Origin of the sequence: Albimonas marina, assembly GCF_029223255.1 — a bacterium.
GTDB lineage: Bacteria > Pseudomonadota > Alphaproteobacteria > Rhodobacterales > Rhodobacteraceae > Albimonas.
The window spans coordinates 247,349-268,799 of record NZ_JARHUC010000002.1; the positions used below are offsets into that span (position 1 = coordinate 247,349).

Genomic DNA, 21,451 nt, shown 5'->3' on the forward strand with positions numbered 1-21,451 from the left:
CGCCGTCCTCCGCCGCTCCGCGCCGGCGGCGGCGCATCGCATGAGCGCGCCCGTTCCCGTCGTGGTGCTTGGCGCCGGACGCGACGGACTGAGGCAGGCGAGACTGATCGCGGACTGCGCGGCGCTGGAGCTGAAGGCGGTGGTCGACCCCGCCGACAGCGCGCGCGAGCGGGCCGAGGAGATGGGCTTCCCCACCGCCGGAGACGTCGAGGACGCGCCGGCGGGCGTCGTCGCCGCCGTCATCGCCCAGCCCGCCACCAGCCGCGCCCCCGCCGCCGAGGAGGCCGCCGCGCGGGGCTGGGCCACGCTGACCGACCGCACGCTGGCCGTGTCGCTGCGCGACGGGCGGCGCATCCTCGACGCCTTCGACAGGGCCGGCGCGCCGCTGCTGGTGGGCCACCACCGCCGCCACCACCCCGCCGTCGCCGCGGCGCGGGAGGCGGCCCAGGGCGGGCTGCTGGGCCGGCTGGTCGCGGCCGACGCGGTGTGGCTGCTGCGCCGGCCCGACGACGAGCGGAGCTTCGCGTGGAAGGTGCGCTCGGGGGCCGGCGCGGCGCTGACGCAGCTCGCCAACGACGTGGACCTGCTGCGCTGGCTGATGGGGGAGATCGCCTCGGTCTCGGCCATCGCCTCGCGCGCCACGCCGCAGTCGTCGGAGACGGACTCGGCCGGGGCGCTGCTGCATTTCAGCTCCGGGGCGCTGGCGACGGCGCTGATGAGCTCGGTCGGCCTCTCGCCCTGGGGCTGGGAGGCCGGGACCGGCGACGACGACGAGATCGCGCGCAGCGGCGAGGATTGCCTGCGGCTGGTGGGCTCGGAAGGCTCGATGTCCCTGCCCTCGCTGACCTACTGGCGCCATGGCGGGGCCGGCAAAGGCGACTGGACCCGGCCGCCGATGCGCCTGTCCCTGCCCAGCCCGATGCTGGACGCGCGGGCCGCCCAGCTCGACCACTTCGCGCAGGTCGCGCGCGGCGAGGTCGAGCCGCTGGTCAGCGGGCCGGACGCGCTGCGCACGCTGGCCGCGGCGCTGGCGGTGGAGGAATCGGCGCGCACCGGCAAGGTGCTGGCGCCCGACCCCGACCGTCCCGACGCGTGGGAGCCGACGGCGGCCTCGATCTTCCGCAACCTCTCCGCGCCGGACCCCGAGACATGAGCGAGCCGATGACCCTGGCGGGGGCCCGCGCCTTCGCCGACGGCTGGCAGGCCGACTGGAACAGCCACGACCTGGAGCGGATCCTGGCCCACTACGCGCCCGACGTCGTCTTCCGCTCCCGCAAGGCGGCGGCGCTGGTGGGCGCGGGCGAGGTGCGCGGGATCGAGGCGCTGCGCGCCTACTGGGCCGCCGCCCTCGCCCGCCAGCCGGAGCTGCGGTTCGAGGTGACGCAGGTCTACGCGGGCCACGGGATGATCGCCATCGCCTACCGCAACCACCGCGGGGTGGAGGCGCTGGAGACGCTGCGGCGGGGACCCGACGGGCGGGTGGTCGAGGCCTCGGCCTGCCACGCGGACTGAGGGCCGGGGCGCGCGCCTCCGCTGACGCAATCGCACGCCGATACGATCGTGTTGCGGGGTTTTCAGCAGCCCCGTCTGGGGCCATGGTGGGCGGGATCCATTCCGACAGGAGCCCCCGCGCATGTCCATCTCCGACGCCTATGAAGATCTCGACGCCACCGCCCTCGCCGGCCTGGTCGCCAAGGGCGAGGTGACGCCCGGCGAGCTGCTGGACGAGGCGCTGACGCGGGCCGAGCGGGTCGATCCGCAGATCAACGCCCTGACCAACCTGGTCCCCGAAAAGGCGCGCGAGCTGATCGAGGCGGGCCTGCCCGAGGGTCCGTTCCGCGGCGTGCCGTTCCTGCTCAAGGACCTGGGCGCGGGTGCGGTGGGCTTCCCGGTCTCCTCCGGCTCGAAGCTGTTCGAGGCGACGATGCCCACGGTCGACTCCTACTTCTACGCCAAGCTTCGCGACGCGGGCCTGGTGACCTTCGGGCGGACCACCTCGCCGGAGTTCGGCTGCGGGCCGGCGACCGAGTCGGCGGTCTACGGCGGCCCCACCCGCAACCCGTGGAACCTGGAGCGGACCTCGGGCGGCTCCTCGGGCGGGTCGGGGGCGGCGGTGGCCGCGCGGATCCTGCCGGCGGCCCACGCCTCGGACGGGGCGGGCTCGACCCGCATTCCGGCGACCTCCTGCGGGCTCTTCGGGTTCAAGCCGACGCGGGCGCGGATCAGCCAGGGGCCGACGGTGGGCGAGGGCTGGGGGGGCCTGTCGTCCTCGGGCTTCGTGACCCGCTCGGTGCGCGACAACGCGGGGCTGATGGACGTGGTCTCGGGGCCGATGCCGGGCGATCCCTACTGGGCGCCGCCGATGGCCGAGAGCTATCTGCAGGCCGCCGACCGGGCGCCGGGCAAGCTGCGCATCGGGATGCTGACCACCACCTTCAAGGGCGCCGAGATCCATCCCGACGCGAAGGCCGCGGCCGAGGACGCCGCCGCCCTGCTGACCGAGATGGGCCACGAGGTGTTCGAGGCCGCCCTGCCCCAGGCCGACGTCGACGGGATGCTCCAGGCGACCGCGCGGATGATCGCCGCCGGCACGGCGCGCACCCTGCGGGCGGTCGAGCGCGCCCGCGGCCGCCCCATCCAGCCCGGCGAGGTCGAGCCGCTGGCGATGGACGCCAAGCGCGTGGCCGAGGAGATCTCGGGCGCCGACTACCTGGAGTGCATCGAGACGCTGCACGCCTTCGGGCGCGCCTTCGCGACCTACCTCGCCGGCATGGACGTGCTGCTGACCCCCACGCTGGCCGAGCCGCCGGCGGAGTGCGGGCGCTTCACCCATGCCCATGGCGACTTCGACACCTTCCGCTTCGGGCCTGGGGGCGTGGCGGATTACTCGCCCTACACCGCGGCCTTCAACGTCTCGGGCCAGCCGGCGGCCTCGGCGCCGCTGTTCTGGAACGAGGCCGGGCTGCCGATCGGGGTGCAGCTCGCCTCGGCCTTCGGCGAGGATGCGATGCTGATGTCGCTGTGCGCCGACCTCGAGCGGGCGCGCCCCTGGGCGGACCGCAAGCCGCCGGTGCGCTGAGCCGACGTCGCGGAGGGGCGCGCGCCGCGCCCCTTCGCGCTTTTCATCCGCGCGCGCTGCGGCCACTGTCTCCCCCAAACAAGACGCATGGGAGGAGACGGGCATGGACGGGACCTGGGAGGTCTACGCGCTGAAATACGGCGAGGTCGCCACCCGGCGGCGCGCCGACAATTTCCTGGGCGGCGACCCGCATGACGGGCCGATGCCGCTGGACTATTTCACCTGGGTGCTGCGCTCGGGCGACCGGACGATCCTGGTCGACACCGGCTTCGAGCGGGAGGAGGGCGCCCGCCGCGGCCGCGAGATCGACCGCGAGCCGCATGAGGCGCTGGCCCCGCTGGGCATCGCGCCCGAGACGGTGGACACCGTCATCATCACCCACCTGCACTACGACCACGCCGGCGGCCTGCCCCGCTATCCGGCGGCGACCTTCCACCTGCAGGCCGCGGAGATGGCCTTCGCCACCGGGCCCTGCATGTGCCACCCGCAGCTGCGCCACACCTTCTCGGTCGACCATGTCTGCGAGATGGTGCGCAAGGTCTACGCAGGCCGGGTGATCTTCCACGACGGCGACGCCGAGGTCGCGCCGGGGGTGACGGTGCACCGGATCGGGGGGCACTCGCTGGGCCTGCAGGCGGTGCGGGTGCGCACGCGGGAGGGGTGGCTGTGCCTGGCCTCCGACGCCTCCCACTACTACGCCAACTACCTGACCGGGCGTCCCTTCCCCATCGTGGTGGACGTGGCCGAGACGCTGGACGGCTATGCGCGGATCCGCGCGCTCGCCTCCACGCCGGGGCTGGTGATCCCGGGGCACGATCCGCTGGTGCGCCGACTGTTCCCGGAGGTGGCGGGCGGCTTCGTGTTCCGCCTCGACGCGACCCCGCGCGACTTCGATCCGCTGTCGCTGGCGTAGGGCGACCGGGGCGCGGGGCGGGCGAGGAAAGGCGCGACGCCGCAGCCGGTTGCGGCGGCGCGCGGCCGGGTCCATCGTCCCCCTCCGCGCCGCCGATCCTGGAGCCGCCGCGTGACCGGTCGCCGAAACTGGACTGATTTTCTGGGCGCTTCAGCCGACGCCCGAACCGACCGCGATCCCGCGGCGCCGGCCCCGTCCGGGCGCCGGGCGAAGTGGATCGCGGGCGCGGTGGCCGTGGCGCTGGTCGCGCTGGGCGTGGGCGCGGCGGTGGCGCCCTGGGACGCGTGGCTCGAGCAGGCGGAGGATGCGGCCGGCGCCGGCGGCAAGCCCGCCCTGACGCCGCCCCCGCCGGGCGTCGCCCGCGCTCCGGCCGAGGTCCCGATCTTCCGCCGCACCGAATTCCAGCGCGAGGCGCGCGAGGTCAGCGAGTCCTTCCGCCTGGGCCGGCCGGCCGAAGGCGAGGCCGCGCTGCGTCGCCTGATCGCGCGCTGGCCGCGGATGGAGGCGCTGCGCCTGGCGCTGGCCGAGATCCTGGCGCGACGCGGGGAGTACGACGCGGCCGAGGCGCAGCTCGCCGCCGCGGCCGAGGCGGGATACCGCGACGCGCAGGCGGTGACGCGCTCGCCCCTCTTCGCCCCCATGCAGGACCGTCCCGGCTTCCAGGCCGCCCTCGCCGCGATGGACGAGCCGGCGCCCCCGCCCGCCGATCCGCCGAAGCCCGCCATCCCCTCGGCGATCGCGGACGGCGACGCGGTGATCTCCGAGGCGAACGCCGAGTGGTCGACCCGCGACGGCGTGGTGCGCGCCTGGTTCACCGCGCCCGAGGCCGACGGCTCCCCCCGCCTGGCGATGTCGGGGGACTCGCCCGAGGCGCGCCTGCTCAACCGGCTGGTGGCGGGCGGCGCGGCCGCGGGCAACCGGGGCGACTTCTACGAGAACCGCGACGACGACCATTCGCTGCTGCGCCGGGGCCTGTTCCCGGAGCTGACCTACCTCGAACATGAGCCCGCGGTGCGCGCGCAGGGCTTCGGGCGGGGGCTGGCGGACGGCATCGTCGTCGCCTCGGGCGAGGAGCTTTATCCGCCGCTCTTCGGCAACGCCTCGACGGCGGTGGCGGGCGGGCCCTACTGGCGCAGCATGGCGCGGCTGGGGCTGACCAGCACCGGCGGGCCGCAGGAGTTGTGGCGCGAATACGCCTCGAACCAGATCTACATCTACCCCGAGCACAAGGACCACGACGGCTTCTACGGCGACGTGTTCCACGCCAACACGCCCTACATGATCGTCAGCCAGGGCAGCTCCGGCTCCGACCAGACGGCGCTGCGGGGGGTGGCCGCGATCCTCGCCGCGCTGAAGCCCGAGACCAAGGCCGCCCTGGTGCGCGAGCGGCTGGTCGCGCCCACGGTGCAGATGATCTGGCGGCGCGGCCAGGCGGGGATCGAGAGCGACGAGGCCTATCTCTCGCCCCTCGCCCATCCCACCGTCTTCGACCCCGAGACCGCCGAGCCCGAGCGGATGATCGAGATCGCCAACGCGCTGGAGCCTGCGCAGATCCCGCCGATGGTGCGCCTGAAGGTGCTGGAGGAGAGCCGCCCCACGCCGGGCATCACCCTGTTCGGCGAAGGCCTGGCGCAGCCCTGGTTCGACACGCCCTCGGCGATCTCGCGGCTGTTCCGGGGGACGGAGCGCACGATGACGATGCGGGTGGGCGCGGCCGAGACGCAGGCGCGCGACGACCGCCCGGTGAGTTTCCGCTGGGTGCTGCTGCGCGGCGATCCGGCGAAGGTGCGCATCCGCCCCGGCGGCGCGCGCGGCGAGCAGGCGGTGATCGAGGTGGACTGGCACGAGGGGGTGGAGGCGCCCCCGCGGGGCCTGCGCTCGCACCGCGTCGACGTCGCGGTCTTCGCGCAGGTGGAGGGGGCCGCGCTCTCGGCCCCGGCCTTCCTCTCCATCGCCTTCCCCCCGCGGGAGGAGCGGCTCTATCGCGACGACGGCCAGGTGGAGATGATCAACTACGACGCTTCGGTGCGGCAGGCGGAATACGCCGACCCCTGGCTGTGGCCGGAGCGGGGCTGGCGCGACCTCTACCGCTACGAGTCCGACGGGCGCCCCGCCGGCTGGACCCGCACCGCCGAGGACGCGTTCGAGCGCTACACCCGCCACGGCGCGCGGGTGATCGAGAGCGACCTGCGCGAGCGTCCGCTGCGCGCCGAGGTGATGGCCTATCCGCTGATCCCGGAACGGGAGGTCCGCGTCGTGCACCGGGTCCCCGCCGGGCCGCGGCTGGTCTACGAATACGACGGGCCGCAGGACCGGGTGGGCTATGCGACGCCCGAGCCTGCGCCTGCGCCCGCCGCCGCCCCTGCCCCGGCGCCCTCGGCGCCCGCTCCCGCTCCTGCCCCGGACAAGACCCAGTGACCGAATCTTCCGACGACCGGCCCGACGACACGCCCGAGACCGACGACCCGCTCGAGGCCGCCTACGCCCGCGCGCTGGCGCTGGAGAAGGCGGGCGAGGCGGACGCCGCGGCCGAGGCCTGGCGCCAGGTGCTGGCGCTCGACCCCGAAGATCACGGCGGCGCGGCGGTGCGCATCGCCGCCCTGCGGCGCGGCGAGGCGCCGGACCGGGCGTCGCCGGCCTATGTGGCGACCCTGTTCGACCAGCACGCGGCCTCGTTCGAGGACATCCTGGTGGGGCAGCTCGGCTACCGCGCGCCCACGCGCCTGGCGGAGATGCTGGCCCCGATGATGCCGGAGGAGGCGGAGCCCAGCCTCCTGGACCTCGGCTGCGGCACCGGGCTGATGGCGGCCGCGCTCGACGCCGCCCTGCCCGGCCTGCGCGGCCATTCCACCGGCGTTGACCTGTCGGAGGAGATGCTGGGGGAGGCGGACGAGCGCGGCCTTTACGACGCGCTCTACGTCGGCGACGCGGTCGCCTTCCTGCACGCGCCGGCCGAGGACGAGGACGGCGACGTCGCGGGCCCGTGGGACCTGATCGCCGCCGCCGACGTGCTGCCCTACCTGGGCGCGCTGGAGGACCTGTTCGCCGGCGCCTTCGCGCAGCTCGTCCCCGGCGGGCGGCTGCTGATCTCGACCGAGACCCTGCCCGAGGACGCCTTCCCCGCGCAGGGCTGGACCGTGGGCCCCCACCAGCGCTTCCACCATTCCGAGGCCTACGTGCGCCGGACCCTGGCCGAGGCCGGCTTCGAGATCGAGGCGCTGGAGCCCTGGACGATCCGCACCAACCTCGGGAACCCCGAGCCCGGCCACCTGGTGATCGCCCGCCGCCCGCAGGGCTGAGCGGGCCGCCGGCGGCCAAGGGCGTGCATGAGGCCCCGGGTCAGGCCCGGAGCGCCGCCTGCAGGCGTCGCGGGGGGCGCTGGTTCCGGGTCGGCGGCGCAGTCCGTTGCGGACGCGGGAGGCCCCGGGTCAAGCCCGGGGCGCCGGCGTGCGGCAGGGGCTGGAGCGCCGGGTCCGCCGCGGGGCCGCCGTTCGCCGCGGAGGGGCGAGGCCCCCGGTCGCGCCCGGGGCGCCCTACGGACGGGGCGGGTCGCCCGCTTCAGAGCTTCGCGAGGAAGGCGTTCACCGCCTCGGCCGTCGCCTCGGGCGACTGCACGGGCAGCAGGTGGCCGCCGGGGAGGACCTGGAACTCCCCGTGGGGGAGCTTGGCTGCCATCTTCTCCATGGTCTTGGCGGGCGCGGTGTCGTCGGCGTCGGCGGCGAGGCACAGCACCGGCTGGGTGACCTTCTCCAAGTCGTCGCGGCGGTTGAAGGTGGTCAGGCAGCGGACCACGTCGCGATAGACCGTCTCGTCGAGCCGGCCCATCGAGTCGGCGAAGCGCGCCATCCGCTCCTCCGAAACGCCCGAGCCCGCCATCTGGGCGGAGGAGCGCTTGGCGAGCTCGGGCATCGACATGCCCTCGTCCAGCGGCTTCAGGCGGGCGGCGAGGAACTGCTCGGCGAAGCTGGGGTCGCGGCCGCCGAAGGCCGGCGAGGTGGCGCAAGCCACGAAGGCGCGCACCTTGCCGGGATGGGTCAGCGCCGTCTCCAGCGCCAGCATGCCGCCGAAGGAGTGGCCGAAGATCACCGCCGGGCCGCCCGTCTCGTCGATCTTGCCCGCCAGCCAGTCGGCGAGCGCGGGGAAGGAGGCCGGGCCGCCCCAGGGCTCGTCCCCCCACCCGGGCATGTCCAGCGCGCGGGAGCCGGGCACCAGGGGCGTGACCTCCTCGAAGGTCTCCTTGCCGGCGCCGATGCCATGGATGAACAGGACGGTCATGCGTATCCTCCGTTGCGGCCGGTCGGGCGAGGGATCGCGGACGCCGGCCTTGTCGTCTCGGGCCAGAGCGAACCCGCCCCGACGGCCGGCGTCAAGCGCCGGCAGGCGCAGGGGGGCGGCGGGTCGCGCCCGGCGATACGGCGCGCCGGGGCCGGCGGCGGGCGCCCCGCCGCGGATCCCGCTGACCGACCCGCCCGGGCGCCGTGGCGCGACATGGCTCGTCTGTCCCCGCCTCGACCGCATCGCCTGCCGGGACATGGACATCGCTTGCGTTCGCCGCTAGCGTCCGCGCCTCGGCCGATTTCCGCCGACCTGCTCCCGGACGCCGTCTCATGCCTCGACCCGAAACCGGACCCGCCTCGCCCGGCGGCGGAGCCGTGCCGGAGCTGTCGCCGGCCCCCGTCATCTCGCCGACCTCCGCCCCCGCGGACGCGCGCCGCGGGCTGCTGGTGGTGGCGCTCGGCGTGCTGGTGTTCACCCCCGACGCGCTGGCGATGCGGCTCTCGGAGCTCGACGCCTTCACGCTGGCGGTGGCGCGGGGCGTCTTCGGCGGCGTGGTGCTGACGCTGGGCTGCTGGCTGGTCTACGGCCGCGGCCTGTGGCGCGCGATGCGCTCGCTGGGCCGCTGGGGGCTGGCGCTGGTCGCGCTGGAGGCGGCGACGACGGTGCTCTTCACCCTCTCGGTGGTGTGGACCAGCGTGGCGAACGCGATGCTCGCCTTCGCCGCCACGCCGATGATCGCGGCCCTGCTCGCGCGCGCCGTGCTGGGGGAGCGGATCGCGCCCCAGACCGGCCTCGCCATCGCCGCCACCGGGCTGGGGCTGGGGCTGGTCGCGGCCGGCGCCTGGGACGAGGGGGCGCTGTCGCTGAAGGGGATCGCGGCGGGGTTCCTGTCGGCCGCCTGCATCGCGGCCTTCTTCGTGATCCTGCGGCGGCTGAAGGCCTCGTCGGCCACGCCGGTGATCGGGCCGGGGTGGCTGCTGGGGGCGCTCCTCGCCGCCCCCTTCGCGGCGTTCGAGCCTGTGGCGGTCCACCAGGTCGCCTGGGCCTTCGCGTCGGGCGGGATCATCATGCCGCTGGCGATCACGCTGATCTCCTGGGGCTCGCGACGGCTGCCGGCGGCCGAGACCTCGATGCTGACGCTGCTCGAGGTGGTGACGGGCCCGATCCTGGTGTGGATCGTGCTGGGCGAGGATCCGGGCGCCTGGACGCTGGCGGGCGGGGCGGTGGTGCTGGGGGCGCTGGCCGCCCATGCCGCCTGGCGCTGGCGCGCGGCGCCCCCGACGACGGAGGCCGCGGCCTGAAATGCGCCTGCTGATCGTCTATTGCCACCCGGTCGAGGGCAGCTTCGGCTCCGCCGTGCGCGACGCGGTGGTCGAGACCGCCCGCGCCGGCGGCCACGAGGTGCGCCTGACCGACCTCTACGCCGAGGGGTTCGACCCGGTGATGAGCCGCGAGGAGCGGATCGGCTACCACGAGCCCGGCGCGAACGAGATCCCCGTCGCGCGCCACCTCGACGACGTGCGCTGGGCCGAGGGGCTGATCTTCGTGCATCCGACCTGGTGGTACGGCCCGCCGGCGATGCTCAAGGGCTGGCTCGACCGGGTGTTCGTGCCCCACGTGGCCTTCCGCATGCCGACCGAGACCCAGGGCATCCGCCCGGGCCTCGTGAACATCCGCCTGATCGGGCAGGTCAGCACGCTGGGCTCGTCGTGGGGACTGTGGCGCCTGATCGGCCAGCCGGGACGGCGGATCATCCTGCGCGGCCTGCGCGCCTGCTGCGCGCCACGCTGCCGGACCTTCTGGCTGGGCCTGCATTCGATGGACACGGTCCCGGAGGCCCGCAGGACCGCGTTCCTCGCGAAAGTCCGCCGCCGCATCGCCCGCATCCGCTGACGCCCGCCGGCGGCGGCTCCATTGTCCCCAGGGCGCCTCGGCGCGACGCCGGCGGCCCTCGCGGAGCGCCCGTTCGCGGGCGAGGCAGGCGCGTCCTCTCCGCTGGACGCCGGGAGCGCCGGCCCCCAAACTCCCCCGAAACCCGGAGCCCCGCATGATCCCCATCACCCCCCCGTCGATCCGCCCGCCCTTCGCCCGCTACTCCCACGCCGTCGAGGTGACCGCCGGCGCCCGCCTGCTGTTCGCCTCGGGCCAGCTGGGCCTCGCCCCCGACGACACGCTGCCCGAGGGGGCCGAGGCGCAGGCCGCCCGCTGCTTCGCCAATCTCGCCGAGATCCTGCGCGAGGCGGGCATGACCCCCGCCAACGTCGTCCGCCTGAACGCCTTCGTCACCGCGCGCGAGCACATGGCCGGCTACATGGCCGCCCGCGACGCCTTCGTGGCGGATCTGCCCACGCCCCCCGCCTCGACCCTGGTCATCGTCTCGGGCTTCACCCGCCCCGAGTTCCTGGTCGAGGTCGAGATGATCGCCGCGGCCTGAGATGGCCACCGCCTGGCGCGACGAGGGCCTGCTGCTGGCCGTGCGCCGCCATGGCGAGGGGGCGGCGATCCTCGAGGTGCTGACGGCCGAGCATGGCCGTCACGCCGGCGTCGCTCCCGGCGGCGGCTCGCGCCGCATGGCCCCGGTGCTGCAGCCGGGCGCCCAGCTCTCGGTCGAGTGGCGCGCGCGGCTGGAGGAGCACATGGGCTCGTGGCGGGTGGAGCCGTCGCGCTCGCGCGCCGCGGCGATCATGTCCGACCGCCGGGCGCTGGCCGCGATGGGGTCGATCTCCGCCCTGCTGGTCTCCTTCCTGCCCGAGCGCGAGCCCCATGCCGCGCTCTACGCCCGCACGATCCAGCTCGTCGACGCGCTGGGCACGGACCCGGACTGGCCGGCGCTCTACGCGCTGTGGGAGCTGGCGCTCCTGGGCGAGCTCGGCTTCGGCCTGGACCTGTCGAGCTGCGCGGCCACCGGCGCCTCGGGCCCGAACGCCGATCTCGCCTGGATCAGCCCGCGCACCGGCCGCGCCGTCAGCCGGGAGGCCGGCGGCCCCTGGTCCGACCGGCTTCTGCCGATGCCGCGCCTGTTTCTGGGCGACCCGCGCCACGACGAGGCCGACATCGCCCGCGCGCTGCGCGCCACCGGCCATTTCTGGGAGGCTCAGGTCGCCCCCGCCTTCAACCGCCGCGCCCCGCCCGAGGCCCGCGCCCGCCTCGTCGCCCTGTTCCGCCCCTGAGCTCCAGGCGCCCCGGCGCGACGCCTGCGGCCCTCGCAAAGCGCCTGTTCTCCGGAGCCGTCTCTCGCGGATGCCGGAAAGAGCGACTCGGTCCCCGGGGTCAAGGATCGCGTAGCGACCGGCGAAGCCGGCTTGTCCTTGACCCCGGGGACCGAGTCGCTCAGGCATCCATCAGCGAGAGACGGGTCCGGAGAACAGGCGCGGGCCCTGTTCTTTGGTGAGTCAGGAGCCCGCCGGAGGCTCCCCCCTCCGAAATCGAGGCACGCCCCCCGCACCAGGCCCAAGCCCGCCCGCAGGGCGCCTCCGTCCCTCGCGTCCCGCCCCTCTCCGGCCGCTCGCGGCCTGCAAAGCGTCGTCCCGGCTCTCGCAACCCGTCGCGCTCCGGTCTAGGTGTGTCGCGCAGCCCCCCGACCGTGGAGCCGACATGACCGACGCCCCCGACCCGCTCGTGATCTTCACCCCCTCCGGCCGCCGCGGCCGGTTCCCGGCCGGCACGCCGGTGCTGACCGCCGCGCGCCAGCTGGGGGTCGATCTCGATTCGGTCTGCGGCGGGCGGGGCATCTGCTCGCGCTGCCAGATCACGCCCAGCTTCGGCGAGTTCTCCAAGCACGGCGTCGTCTCGCGCCCCGAGGCCCTGTCCGAGTGGAACAAGGTCGAGCAGCGCTACAAGGACAAGCGCGGCCTGATCGACGGCCGCCGGCTGGGCTGCCAGGCGACGATCCAGGGCGACGTGGTGATCGACGTGCCGCCCGAGTCCCAGGTCCACCGCCAGATCGTGCGCAAGCGCGCCGAGGCGCGCGACATCGTGCTCGACCCCGCCGTGCGCCTGCATTTCGTCGAGGTGGTCGAGCCCGACATGCACCAGCCCTCCGGCGATCTCGAGCGGCTGCGCGACGCGCTCGCCCAGCAGTGGGGGGTGGAGGGGGCCACCGCCTCGCTGGGCCTGCTCAAGCGCCTGCAGAAGACGCTGCGCGAGGGCGAGTGGAAAGCGACCGTCGCGGTCCACACGCCGGCCGAGGGCGCGGCGCCGCGGATCCTCGAGGTCTGGCCGGGGCTGCGCGAGAAACCGGTCTGGGGGGCGGCCATCGACCTCGGCTCAACCACCATCGCCTGCCACCTGGCGGACCTGCACACCGGCGAGGTCCGCGCCTCGGGCGGGGTGATGAACCCCCAGATCCGCTTCGGCGAGGATCTGATGAGCCGGGTCAGCTACTCGATGATGAACCCGGGCGGGGCGGAGGAGATGACGCTCGAGGTGCGCCGCGCCCTCGCCGCGCTGCTCGCCGAGACCGCGCAGGAGGCCGGGGCCGAGCCCGCCGACATCCTCGAGACGGTGATCGTGTGCAACCCGGTGATGCATCACCTGGTGCTGGGGGTCGATCCGGTGGAGCTGGGCTGGGCGCCCTTCGCGCTGGCGACCTCGGACGCGGTGAGCTGCTCGGCCGCCGAGCTTTCGCTGAACGTCCACCCCGACGCGCAGGTCTACCTGCTGCCCTGCATCGCGGGCCACGTGGGCGCGGACGCCGCCGCGGTGGCGCTGTCGGAGTCGCCCCAGACCTCCGACGACCTGGTGCTGATCGTCGACGTGGGCACCAACGCCGAGATCCAGCTGGGCGACAAGCGGCGGGTGCTGGCCTGCTCCTCCCCCACCGGGCCCGCCTTCGAGGGGGCGCAGATCTCCTCGGGCCAGCGGGCGGCGCCGGGGGCGGTGGAGCGGGTGCGCATCGACCCGGAGACGAAGGAGCCGCGCTTCCGCGTCATCGGGCAGGAGGCCTGGTCGGACGAGGCGGAGTTCGACGCGAGCCGGATCACCGGCATCTGCGGCTCCGGCATCATCGAGGTGATCGCAGAGATGCGCCTCGCGGGGATCATCGACGAGGACGGGGTGATCGGCTCGGCCGAGCAGACAGGCTCTGCGCGCTGCGTCGCCGACGGGCGGACCCACGCCTACGTGCTGCACGACGGGCGGGAGGACGGGGGCCCGCTGGTCTCGGTCACCCAGAACGACGTGCGCGCGATCCAGCTCGCCAAGGCGGCGCTGACCGCGGGGGCGCAGCTGCTGATGGACCGCATGGAGGTCGAGACGGTGGACCGCGTGGTGCTGGCCGGCGCCTTCGGCGCGCATATCAGCCCGCTGCACGCGCTGGTGCTGGGGATGATCCCCGACTGCGCGGTGGACAAGGTCACCTCCGCCGGCAATGCCGCGGGCACCGGCGCGCGCATCGCGCTTCTGAACCGCGGCGCGCGGCGGGAGATCGAGCAGGTGGTGCGCCGGATCGAGAAGATCGAGACGGCCATCGAGCCCCGCTTCCAGGAGCATTTCGTGGGTGCCATGGCGATCCCCCACAAGAGCGCGCCCTACCCGGAGCTCGGCAAGGTCGCAACCCTGCCCGCCGTCTCCTACGGCGGCTCGGGCGGCGGCGGCGGCGACGCGGGCGGGCGCCGGCGGCGTCGGCGGGGCTGAGCGGGGGCAGGCGGCTTTCGCTGGGCCGAGCCTCCGGTCTCCGCCCCGCGGCGAGCGACAGGCCGGCGGCATAGGCTCGGCCCTCCGCGGTCGCCAGCGGCGGGGAGCGGGTCGAGGCCGTCCGTGTCCGCAGGCGGCCTCTTCCGGCCGCGGCAGGGCCCGCTTTCGGCCGCGAAGGGCCTCGGATCGGGGCGGTCGCGTGGCGAAGGGTTGCGCAGGGGCCGCACACGGGCTTGCGCAGGCCCGTGTTGTTGAATTCGCAAGGCCCCTGCCCCACCCTTTCAGCCCTGCGGCGCTCCCCGTCTTTCGGGCGGGGGCGGGCGCGGACCTTCGGCCGGGGCGCCCGCCCCCGCCGCGCTTCACCTGGCCGGAGCCGCGCCCATGCCCGACGATCCCGTCCCGTCCACCGGCCGTTCCTCGGCTCCGGGCCGCTCCGGCGACGCGCCGCACCCCGCGCTGCCTGCCTGGGCGGCGGAGGCGAGGGCCGGGCGCATGGACCGGCGGGAGTTCCTGGGGCTGGCCACCGCGCTGGGCGCCACGGCCGCCGCGGCGCACGGGATGCTGGGGCTGGGCGCGCCCGCCGCGCGGGCGCAGACGGCGACGCCGGGCGGGGTGATGCGCTGCCAGATGAAGGTGCGCCCCGTGCGCGACCCCCGCGCCTTCGACGGGGCCGAGATGGGCAACGTCGCGCGCGGCGTGGTCGAGCCGCTGGTGCGCTACACCGCCGACTTCGTGTTCGAGCCGTGGCTGCTGCGGAGCTGGGAGGTCTCGGACGACGCGCGCAGCTACCTGCTGCATGTGCGCAAGGGCGTGACCTGGTCGAACGGCGATCCGTTCGACGCAGCCGACGTGGTCTTCAACCTCGAGCGCTGGTGCGACATGGGGGCGCCGGGGAACTCGATGGCCTCGCGGATGGCCGCGCTGATCGACCCCGAGACGGGGCGCGCCGCCGAGGGCGCGATCGAGACGGTGGACGACCACACCGTGCGCCTGACCCTGCGCAAGGGCGACGTGACGGTGATCCCGGGCTTCGCCGACTATCCCGCCCTGATCGTGCATCGCGGCTTCGAGGCGGCGGGCGGCGACCTATCGGCCGCGCCCGTCGGCACCGGGCCCTACCGGCTGGAGGGGATCGAGCCCGGCGTCTCCGCCACGCTGGTCAAGCGGGGCGAGTGGTGGGGCGGGGACGTGGCGCTGGAGCGGATCGAGTATCACGACCTCGGCCCCGACCCGCGGGCCTGGGCCGCCGCCCTGCGGGAGGGGCGGATCGAGATGGTCCACGAGTCGACGGGGGAGTTCATCGACCTCTTCGACGCGCTGGAGCTGAAGAAGTGGGAGACGCCCTCGGCCGCCACCATAGCCTGCCGCATGAACGTGACGGCCGAGGTGGACGGGCGCGCGCCCTATGCGGATGCGCGGGTGCGCCGGGCGATCCAGTCGGCGGTGGACAACGACGTGGTGCTGGAGCTGGGCTACGCGAGCCACGGCCGCCCGGCCGAGAACCACCACGTCGGCCCCATGCACCCCGAGTACTTCCCCCTGCCCCCGCGCCGCCCCGACCGCGACGCCGCCCGCGCCCTGCTGGAGGAGGCGGGGATGGCGGATTACGAGCACGAGCTGATCTCGATCGACGACGACTGGCGCCGGGCGACGGCGGACGCGGTGGCGGCCCAGCTTCGCGACGCGGGCATCCGCGTGCGGCGCACGCTGATGACGGGGGCGGACTACTGGGCGGCCTGGACCCGTTTCCCCTTCGCCGCGACCGACTGGAACATGCGCCCGCTGGGCGTGCAGGTGCTGGCGCTGGCCTATCGCTCGGGCGCCGCGTGGAACGAGACCGGCTGGTCGGATCCGGAGTTCGACGCCCTGCTCGACCAGGCGCTCGCCCTGCCCGACCCTGAGCGGCGGCGCGAGCTGATGGAGGAGATCGAGCGGCGCCTGCAGGAGGCGGCGGTGATCGTGCAGCCCTACTGGCGCACGCTCGCCCGCCACGCCTCGCCCGCCGCGCAGGGCGTGGGGATGCACCCGATGCTGGAGCATCACCACGACCTGTGGTCGCTGGACCATTGACGCGCGCGGGAGGGGGCGGTCGGGTCGGGCCCTGTCCGGGGCCCCGAAACGAAGCCGGCCTCCCGCCCGCGCTGCGACCGCGGAGGGGAGGCCGGAGAATGTGCGGCCCGTCGCCAAAGGGTCTGAAGCGACGGGCCTGTGTCTTGGCGGCCTAGGCCGCGTCCGACGGGGTCACCCGACGATGAGCATCGCCATGGCGACCAGCGTCATCACAGGCCCGGCGATCGCGCCGAGACTGAGGATAAGCGCTTCGATCTTCTCCATGACACCCTCTTCTTCGTGAACCTTAGCATTCCATCTAGTGGAGCGGCCCCCGGCGTCAAACGCCCGCCACCCTTTCGGCGCCGGCAGGGTGCGTCAGGTAAACATCAACACATTGTTTCAGATGCAAATTGTCTTCCGAAAAAAATTTGCGCGGCCGTGTCGGCCGCGCAACGTTCGGTTTCCAAAGACGTTTTTCGAACTCGCGCGGGCGCTGAACCCGCGCGCGCCGGTCAATCCTCGGTGGTGAGGACGACGCGTCCGACGATGTTGCCCTCGGCCAGGTCGACGACGGTGTCGTAGGCCTTTTCCAGCGGGCGGACGGTGATCGGAACCGACTTCACCTTCTTGGCCTTCACCAGCTCCATCAGCTCCTTGAGGTCGTTGCACGAGCCGACGTAGGAGCCGCGGACGGTCAGCGACAGCTGCGGCAGCTTGGGCAGCGGGGCCTTGAAGGTGCCGCCGTGCAGGCCGACGATCACGTAACGGCCGGTCTTGACCAGGCCGTTGAAGCCCAGCTGCGCCGTCGCCTCCATGCCCACGGTGTCGAGCACCGCAAGCAGCTTGCCCTGCGACTTCTGCTGCAGCGCCTTCAGCGCGTCGGCCTCCTCGCGCACGTCGATGGTCTCGTCCGCGCCCATGTCGACGGCGGCGGCGAGCTTCTCCTGCCCCATGTCGACCGAGATCACGTTCTTGAAGCCCATCGCCTTGGCGATGGTGACCGCCGCGAGGCCGAGGCCGCCCGCGCCCATGATCGCCAGCCACTCGTCGTCATGGATCGGCAGCAGCTTCTTGAGCGCGGTGTAGACCGTCACGCCCGAGCAGGCGTAGGGGGCGGCGATGGTCGGATCGACGTCGCCGATGTCGACCAGGAACTTCGCGTCGGGCACGATCACGTGGGTCGAGAAGCCGCCCGGACGCACGACGCCGAGCGCCTGCATCTTCTGGCAGTCGTTCTCGCGCTCCTCGAGGCAGGCGCGGCACTCGCCGCAGCCGATCCAGGGGTGCACCAGCATGGTCTGGCCGATCGGCGGGTTCTCGACGTCGGGGCCGGCCGCGATCACCTCGCCCAGGATCTCGTGACCCAGGGTGTGGGGCAGCTTCATGCCGCGGTCTTCCATGCGGAACTTCTGGCCGTCGCCGTAGTCGAAGTAGCCCTCCCAGATGTGCACGTCGGAGTGGCACACGCCCGAGCGACGCACGCGGACCAGAACCTCCTTGCCCGTGGGCGTGGGGTCTTCGCGCTCGATCATCTCGAAGGGCTTGTGCCACTCGACCACGCAATAGCTTTTCATGTCGTCTCCTCCCGTGTGGCGGGCCGCGCAGAGCCGCGGCGGCCCGAAATCGTCGGGCCGCGCACGGCCCGGTCGTCGGCCGGCCCCGCGGGGCCGGGATTCAGATGGTGCGGCCGCCGTCGACCTCGAGGATCACGCCGGTGATGAAGTCCGCCTCGTCCGAGCACAGGTAGAGGGCGGCGTTGGCGATGTCGCGCGGCGTGGACAGGCGCCCCAGCGGCACCGAGGCGCGGAAGGCCGCGCGCTTCTCGGGCGTGTCCTCGCCCATGAAGGTGGCCAGCAGCGGAGTCTCGCCGGCGACGGGGGCGAGGCAGTTGACCCGGATGTTCTCGGGCGCGAATTCGACGGCGAGGCTGCGCGACAGCAGGTTCACCGCGCCCTTGGTGGAGTTGTACCAGCTCAGCCCCGGCCGCGGGCGGATGCCGGCGGTGGAGCCGATGTTGAGCATCACGCCCCCGCCCTGCCCGCGCCAGGCCGGGATCGCCACCTGGCAGAAGTTCCAGATCTGCTTGACGTTGATCGCGTAGACCCGGTCGAATTCCTCTTCCGTGGTCTCCAGCGCGGGCTGGTTCCTGTGCGACCAGCCGGCGTTGTTCACAAGCACGTCGACGCCGCCCATCTTGGCCTCGCAGGCGTCCCAGGCCTCCGCCACCGAGGCGCGCGAGGAGACGTCGCAGCCCACCGCGAAGGCGCCGTGGCCGATGCGGCCAGCGGCCTCGGCGGCCTTGCCCTCCTGGATGTCGAGGATGGCGACCGTCGCGCCCTCCTTCGCGAAGCGCTCGGCGATGCCCTCGCCGAACCCCTGCGCCCCGCCGGTGACGATGCACCGCTTGCCCTGCATCCGCCCGGAACCCGCTTCGGTCGACATCGCATTCCTCCCGGTATGTCGTTTGGCGCGAACCCTGACGCGCGGCGGCGGGAAGATCAAGCGGGCTCGCCCCATTCCGCGACGCACCATGGAGGCGCCGCAACGCCGCGAAAAGCGCCCGGGAATCCTTGACGCGACCGCCCGCTTCGCGGCCCCTTGGGGCGGGCGCGGAGCAAGGGAGGCCGTCATGGGCATCGGCGAGTGGATCATCGTGGCGCTGCTGGTCGCGGCGGGGCTGATCGGCCTGCACGCGGCGCGCCTGAAGCGCGGCCAGCGCATGGCCGAGGAGGCCGCGCCCCGCATCGGCAAGACCACCCGCGTCCCCGGCGGCGCGATCCACTGGGTCGAGAGCGGCGAGGGCCCGCCCATCGTGCTGATCCACGGGCTGGGCGGCCAGTTCCGCCACTGGACCTACGCGGTGGCCGAGAAGCTGGCCGACGACTACCGGGTGATCTCGATCGACCGCCCCGGCTCGGGCTACTCCGAGCGCGACTCGGACGATCACGCGGCGCTGTCGATCCAGGCGCGGATGATCGCCGATTTCCTCGACGCAGAGGGGATCGAGCGGCCGCTGGTCGCGGGCCACTCGCTGGGCGGGGCGGTGACGCTGACGCTGGCGCTGGAGCATCCCGAGAAGATCGCGGGCTTCGCGCTGGTTGCGCCGCTGACGCATCCGACCACCAACGTCTCGCAGGCCTTCTCGGGGCTGGGGGTGACCAGCCCGCTGATGCGCCGGGCGCTGGCCTGGACGCTGGCGGTGCCGATGGCGAAGAAATACGCCGAGGCGACGCTGGCGATGGTCTTCGCGCCCGAGCCTGCGCCCGACGACTTCGTCACCCGCGGCGGCGGCGTGCTGGGGCTGCGCCCGCGGGCCTTCGTCGCGACCTCGGCCGATTTCGTGGCCGCGGGCGCCATCGGGGACCTCTCGCCGAGGTGGGAGGCGATCACCCTGCCCGGCGGCGTGCTCTATGGCGACGAGGACGCGCTGCTCGACCACAAGGAGCAGGGCGAGGCGCTGGTCGGCCGCCTGCCCCATCTCGACTGGCACGTGCTGGAGGGGCGGGGCCACATGCTGCCGATCACCGCCCCCGACGAGACCGCCGACTTCATCCGCCGCATGGCCGAGCGCGCCTTCGCCCCGACCGTGGCGGGCTGAGGCTCAGGCGCCCGGCCCGATCTCCCCGCGCTTCACCATCTTGGCGAGGCGCGGAAGGCGGGCCCGCTTCAGCCCGCCCGCGGCCTCCTGCGCCGAGGCGGCGAGCTTGGGGAACGGGCCCAGCGCGCGGGTCAGGGCGCGGGCCATCGCCTCGGGCTCGCGACCCGCGATCTCCCACAGCAGGGCGTCGGGATGGATGGCGGCGACGCCCAGGTCGCGCAGCTTGCGCGGCGGGAAATCGCGCAGGTTGAAGGTGGCGAGGAACCCCGCCCCCGCCGCCAGCGCCGCCGACAGCACATGCACGTCGCCCGCGTCCGGCAGGGTCAGGCCGGGGCCGGGCCCGGCCTCCGCACCCGTCCGTTCCCCGATCAGCGGCCCTTCGCCCGGCGCGGCCTCGGCAAGCCCGTCGGGCCAGCGGGCGGCCATCGACGCCGCCTCGGCCCGCACCTCAGCCTCGGCCTGGGGCCCATGCTGGCGCAGCGCGGTATGGGCCCATTCGCCCACCACGCCCGGCGACCAGCAGGGGACGATCAGCCCCTCGACCGCGGCCGAGAGCAGGCAGCCCCGCACCAGCTGCGGATAGAGCACGTTGGCGTCGAGGAAGACCCGAGGCGCCATGCGCCTCAGCCGTCCAGGCGGAAGGTCAGCGCCTTGAGGTAGGAGGTCTCGGCCAGCCCAGGATGCTCGGGGTGGTCCGGTCCCGCGCCGCCCGAGCGCAGGAGCTGCGCCTCGCGCCCCGCCTGGCCGATGCCGCGCACGCAGGCGGCGCGGAAGGCGGCCGGATCGGCGGCGTGGGAGCAGGAGCACAGCGTGAGGAACCCGCCCGGCTCCACCACCCGCGCGGCCAGGCGCGCGATGCGGGCGTAGGCGCGCAGCCCGTTCTGCAGCGCGCCCTTGTTGGGCGCGAAGGCGGGCGGATCGCAGACCACAACGTCGAAGCGCTCGCCGGCCTCGCCCAGCTCGTTGAGCGTGTCGAACGCGTCCCCGCGACGGGCCGAGAACCGCTCCCCGAAGCCCGAGCGTCGCGCGCCCTCGGCCGCCAGCGCCAGCGCCGGCTCCGAGCCGTCGACGGCGAGCGCCGAGGCCGCGCCCCCCGCCAGCCCCGCCAGGGCGAAGCCGCCGACGTGGGAGAAGACGTCGAGCATCCGCGCGCCCTTGCACAACCGGGCGACGAAAGCGTGGTTGGGCCGCTGGTCGAAGTAGAGGCCGGTCTTCTGCCCCTCGAGCAGGTCGGCGAGGTAGATCGCGCCGTTCATCGGCACCTCGACCGGCCCGTCGAGCGCGCCCGACATCAGCCGCGAGGCGCCCTCCAGCCCCTCGAGCCCGCGGGCGCGGGAGCCGGCGTTGAGCATCACCGTCTCGACGCCCGCGGCGGTGCGCAGGGCCTCGGCGATCATCTCCGCGCGCGCGTCCGCCCAGGCGGCGTTGGGCTGCATCACGGCGGCCGAGCCGAAGCGGTCGACGATGACGCCGGGCAGACCGTCGGTCTCGGCATGGATCAGGCGGTAGAAGGGCGCGTCGAACAGCGTCTCGCGCAGGTGCAGGGCGCGGGCGATCTTCTCCTGCATCCAGGGCAGGTCGATCTCCGCCGCCGGGTCGCGGTCGAGCAGGCGGCAGGAGATGCCGCTGTCGAGGTTCACCGCCACCAGGCCCAGGGGCCGCCGCTCGGCGTCCTGCAGTTCGGCCAGCGATCCGGGCGCGATCTTGCGGGTGCGCCGGTCGAGGACGACCTCGTCCTGGTAGACCCAGGGCGCGCCGGCGAAGAAGCGCCGCCCGGCCTTGGGCTTGAGCCGCACCACGGGCCGCGCGTCGGCGCCGCCCTCGTCGGAGATGTGATCGTCTTCGTCCATCCGCGCCCCATACGCCAAGCCTCGCCCGCAAGCCAGCCCCCGCGCGC

General features: G+C 74.3%; 18 protein-coding genes. 13 read left to right on the forward strand and 5 right to left on the reverse strand.

What is annotated here, in order from left to right; translation table 11 throughout:
- Positions 1-40: 40 nt before the first annotated feature.
- From P2H44_RS04910 to P2H44_RS04935, 6 genes are all read left to right on the forward strand, one after another.
- Positions 41-1,153: a Gfo/Idh/MocA family protein gene (locus tag P2H44_RS04910; RefSeq protein ID WP_275762330.1), complete on the forward strand. Its 1,113-nt coding sequence runs from the start codon at positions 41-43 to the stop codon at positions 1,151-1,153.
- Positions 1,150-1,512 (forward strand): nuclear transport factor 2 family protein, encoded by a 363-nt coding sequence (locus P2H44_RS04915; RefSeq protein WP_275762331.1) that lies wholly within the window; start codon positions 1,150-1,152, stop codon positions 1,510-1,512. The genes P2H44_RS04910 and P2H44_RS04915 overlap by 4 nt, the downstream gene beginning before the upstream one ends.
- Before the next feature lie 121 nt (positions 1,513-1,633).
- On the forward strand, positions 1,634-3,079 hold the full coding sequence (locus P2H44_RS04920) for an amidase (protein WP_275762332.1): 1,446 nt from the start codon (positions 1,634-1,636) through the stop codon (positions 3,077-3,079).
- A 103-nt stretch (positions 3,080-3,182) separates the two neighbouring features.
- A complete protein-coding gene (locus tag P2H44_RS04925) occupies positions 3,183-3,992 on the forward strand; it encodes an N-acyl homoserine lactonase family protein (RefSeq protein WP_275762333.1) in 810 nt (269 codons plus the stop codon).
- A gap of 111 nt (positions 3,993-4,103) precedes the next feature.
- Positions 4,104-6,410 carry a tetratricopeptide repeat protein gene (locus P2H44_RS04930; protein ID WP_275762334.1) on the forward strand — a complete coding sequence of 769 codons (2,307 nt, stop codon included), beginning with the start codon at positions 4,104-4,106 and terminating at the stop codon, positions 6,408-6,410.
- The gene (locus tag P2H44_RS04935; protein WP_275762335.1) at positions 6,407-7,291 is read left to right on the forward strand and encodes a class I SAM-dependent DNA methyltransferase; all 885 of its coding nucleotides are present in this window, start codon (positions 6,407-6,409) and stop codon (positions 7,289-7,291) included. The genes P2H44_RS04930 and P2H44_RS04935 overlap by 4 nt, the downstream gene beginning before the upstream one ends.
- A 259-nt stretch (positions 7,292-7,550) precedes the next feature.
- Here P2H44_RS04935 and P2H44_RS04940 read toward each other — a convergent pair whose 3' ends face one another.
- A complete protein-coding gene (locus tag P2H44_RS04940) occupies positions 7,551-8,267 on the reverse strand; it encodes an alpha/beta fold hydrolase (protein ID WP_275762336.1) in 717 nt (238 codons plus the stop codon).
- Positions 8,268-8,599: 332 nt separating this feature from the next.
- On the opposite strand from P2H44_RS04940, the gene P2H44_RS04945 reads away from it, so the two are divergent.
- From P2H44_RS04945 to P2H44_RS04970, 6 genes are all read left to right on the forward strand, one after another.
- On the forward strand, positions 8,600-9,571 hold the full coding sequence (locus P2H44_RS04945; RefSeq protein ID WP_275762337.1) for a DMT family transporter: 972 nt from the start codon (positions 8,600-8,602) through the stop codon (positions 9,569-9,571).
- A 1-nt stretch (position 9,572) separates the two neighbouring features.
- The gene (locus tag P2H44_RS04950; protein ID WP_275762338.1) at positions 9,573-10,163 is read left to right on the forward strand and encodes an NAD(P)H-dependent oxidoreductase; all 591 of its coding nucleotides are present in this window, start codon (positions 9,573-9,575) and stop codon (positions 10,161-10,163) included.
- Positions 10,164-10,317: 154 nt separating this feature from the next.
- Positions 10,318-10,704, forward strand: coding sequence for a RidA family protein (locus tag P2H44_RS04955; protein WP_275762339.1), 387 nt, complete (start codon positions 10,318-10,320; stop codon positions 10,702-10,704).
- A 1-nt stretch (position 10,705) separates the two neighbouring features.
- On the forward strand, positions 10,706-11,440 hold the full coding sequence (gene recO / locus P2H44_RS04960; protein WP_275762340.1) for a DNA repair protein RecO: 735 nt from the start codon (positions 10,706-10,708) through the stop codon (positions 11,438-11,440).
- A gap of 424 nt (positions 11,441-11,864) precedes the next feature.
- Positions 11,865-13,904 (forward strand): ASKHA domain-containing protein, encoded by a 2,040-nt coding sequence (locus P2H44_RS04965; RefSeq protein ID WP_275762341.1) that lies wholly within the window; start codon positions 11,865-11,867, stop codon positions 13,902-13,904.
- Between the two features lie 381 nt (positions 13,905-14,285).
- Complete coding sequence (locus P2H44_RS04970) at positions 14,286-15,974, forward strand: ABC transporter substrate-binding protein (protein WP_275762342.1); 1,689 nt, start codon at positions 14,286-14,288, stop codon at positions 15,972-15,974.
- A 494-nt stretch (positions 15,975-16,468) separates the two neighbouring features.
- Here P2H44_RS04970 and P2H44_RS04975 read toward each other — a convergent pair whose 3' ends face one another.
- Both P2H44_RS04975 and P2H44_RS04980 read right to left on the reverse strand, forming a co-directional pair.
- A complete protein-coding gene (locus P2H44_RS04975; protein ID WP_275762343.1) occupies positions 16,469-17,530 on the reverse strand; it encodes an alcohol dehydrogenase in 1,062 nt (353 codons plus the stop codon).
- 100 nt (positions 17,531-17,630) lie between these two features.
- Positions 17,631-18,398 (reverse strand): glucose 1-dehydrogenase, encoded by a 768-nt coding sequence (locus P2H44_RS04980; protein WP_275762344.1) that lies wholly within the window; start codon positions 18,396-18,398, stop codon positions 17,631-17,633.
- Between the two features lie 187 nt (positions 18,399-18,585).
- On the opposite strand from P2H44_RS04980, the gene P2H44_RS04985 reads away from it, so the two are divergent.
- A complete protein-coding gene (locus P2H44_RS04985) occupies positions 18,586-19,554 on the forward strand; it encodes an alpha/beta fold hydrolase (protein ID WP_275762345.1) in 969 nt (322 codons plus the stop codon).
- 3 nt (positions 19,555-19,557) lie between these two features.
- Here P2H44_RS04985 and P2H44_RS04990 read toward each other — a convergent pair whose 3' ends face one another.
- Positions 19,558-20,172, reverse strand: coding sequence for a PIN domain-containing protein (locus P2H44_RS04990; RefSeq protein ID WP_275762346.1), 615 nt, complete (start codon positions 20,170-20,172; stop codon positions 19,558-19,560).
- A gap of 5 nt (positions 20,173-20,177) precedes the next feature.
- On the reverse strand, positions 20,178-21,404 hold the full coding sequence (locus P2H44_RS04995; protein ID WP_275762347.1) for an RSP_2647 family RNA methyltransferase: 1,227 nt from the start codon (positions 21,402-21,404) through the stop codon (positions 20,178-20,180).
- Between the last annotated feature and the right edge of the window lie 47 nt (positions 21,405-21,451).

Excerpts from the sequence above, each read along its gene's own strand:
- P2H44_RS04910 (WP_275762330.1), top strand. The coding sequence starts at position 41 with ATGAGCGCGCCCGTTCCCGTCGTGGTGCTTGGCGCCGGACGCGACGGA.
- P2H44_RS04915 (WP_275762331.1), top strand. The coding sequence starts at position 1,150 with ATGAGCGAGCCGATGACCCTGGCGGGGGCCCGCGCCTTCGCCGACGGC.
- P2H44_RS04920 (WP_275762332.1), top strand. The coding sequence starts at position 1,634 with ATGTCCATCTCCGACGCCTATGAAGATCTCGACGCCACCGCCCTCGCC.
- P2H44_RS04925 (WP_275762333.1), top strand. The coding sequence starts at position 3,183 with ATGGACGGGACCTGGGAGGTCTACGCGCTGAAATACGGCGAGGTCGCC.
- P2H44_RS04940 (WP_275762336.1), bottom strand. The coding sequence starts at position 8,267 with ATGACCGTCCTGTTCATCCATGGCATCGGCGCCGGCAAGGAGACCTTC.
- P2H44_RS04945 (WP_275762337.1), top strand. The coding sequence starts at position 8,600 with ATGCCTCGACCCGAAACCGGACCCGCCTCGCCCGGCGGCGGAGCCGTG.
- P2H44_RS04950 (WP_275762338.1), top strand. The coding sequence starts at position 9,573 with ATGCGCCTGCTGATCGTCTATTGCCACCCGGTCGAGGGCAGCTTCGGC.
- P2H44_RS04955 (WP_275762339.1), top strand. The coding sequence starts at position 10,318 with ATGATCCCCATCACCCCCCCGTCGATCCGCCCGCCCTTCGCCCGCTAC.
- recO (WP_275762340.1), top strand. The coding sequence starts at position 10,706 with ATGGCCACCGCCTGGCGCGACGAGGGCCTGCTGCTGGCCGTGCGCCGC.
- P2H44_RS04965 (WP_275762341.1), top strand. The coding sequence starts at position 11,865 with ATGACCGACGCCCCCGACCCGCTCGTGATCTTCACCCCCTCCGGCCGC.
- P2H44_RS04970 (WP_275762342.1), top strand. The coding sequence starts at position 14,286 with ATGCCCGACGATCCCGTCCCGTCCACCGGCCGTTCCTCGGCTCCGGGC.
- P2H44_RS04975 (WP_275762343.1), bottom strand. The coding sequence starts at position 17,530 with ATGAAAAGCTATTGCGTGGTCGAGTGGCACAAGCCCTTCGAGATGATC.
- P2H44_RS04980 (WP_275762344.1), bottom strand. The coding sequence starts at position 18,398 with ATGTCGACCGAAGCGGGTTCCGGGCGGATGCAGGGCAAGCGGTGCATC.
- P2H44_RS04985 (WP_275762345.1), top strand. The coding sequence starts at position 18,586 with ATGGGCATCGGCGAGTGGATCATCGTGGCGCTGCTGGTCGCGGCGGGG.
- P2H44_RS04990 (WP_275762346.1), bottom strand. The coding sequence starts at position 20,172 with ATGGCGCCTCGGGTCTTCCTCGACGCCAACGTGCTCTATCCGCAGCTG.
- P2H44_RS04995 (WP_275762347.1), bottom strand. The coding sequence starts at position 21,404 with ATGGACGAAGACGATCACATCTCCGACGAGGGCGGCGCCGACGCGCGG.